This window comes from Massilia sp. CT11-108, from assembly GCF_047302915.1.
GTDB classification, from domain to species: Bacteria; Pseudomonadota; Gammaproteobacteria; order Burkholderiales; family Burkholderiaceae_D; genus Telluria; species Telluria orientalis.
Map to the genome: position 1 here is coordinate 1 of NZ_JBKYMO010001120.1, position 682 is coordinate 682.

The 682-nt window shown below is 72.3% G+C and carries 2 protein-coding genes; one reads left to right on the forward strand and one right to left on the reverse strand.

Annotation, left to right across the window (positions count from 1 at the left end):
- Window positions 1-250 (reverse strand): hypothetical protein (locus ACEN88_RS33505; protein WP_413346651.1); only part of this gene is annotated, 250 nt, incomplete at its 3' end.
- 18 nt (window positions 251-268) lie between these two features.
- Between ACEN88_RS33505 and ACEN88_RS33510 the strand changes: the two genes are divergently transcribed.
- On the forward strand, window positions 269-682 hold a 414-nt coding region (locus ACEN88_RS33510; protein WP_413346652.1), incomplete at its 3' end, for a hypothetical protein.

A 682-nucleotide genomic window follows, 5' to 3' on the forward strand; every position in this document is an offset into this window, starting at 1 on the left:
GCAGGGGCGCGAACCGGCCCACGCCGTAGTCCGGGACGGTGCCGTTGTCGATCAGCAGGTCGGGCAGCGACACGAGCGCGTGCAGCGCGGGCGACACCCACCACGCGCGGTGCTCGAACAGCGGCGGGAGGTCGTGCGCCAGCGTGCGCCGGCTCACTTCCCGCACGCGACCCGTATTGTCGACGAGGTAGGTCACCTGGTCCGACGCGGGCGAACCGTCGAACTGGCGCCGGCCGTACACGAAGCTCACGAGCATCCCGTCGGGGACTTGCGCGGCATCCTGACGACGCAGGGCCAGGTACGGTTCGTCAAGGGCGAAACCCTGTGGACGTTCAGCCACGACCGCATGCAGTACCGCGGCGTCGATCCCCGCGACCGCACGGACCAGGGCACCTTCGGCGCGGGCGGCCCGGGCACGCCCGAACGCTTCGACACGGTGCCGGACGCCCTCGGCGACCGGCAGGGTCTCCAGTGGATGTACGACGCCCACAACCTGTACCGCGTCGAGCAACCGGGCATGCGCCTGCGCCACGTCCTGCGCGTGGATGGCCGGGAACAGGTGGGCGGCGTCGCCGTGCTCGGGCAGCACATGCTCGTCCTCACCAACCGCCGCGTCGCGATCCTCGCCCCGGCGACCGCGGCACCCGTCTCCGCGACCGACGTGCGCCTGCCGCTCCCGTAC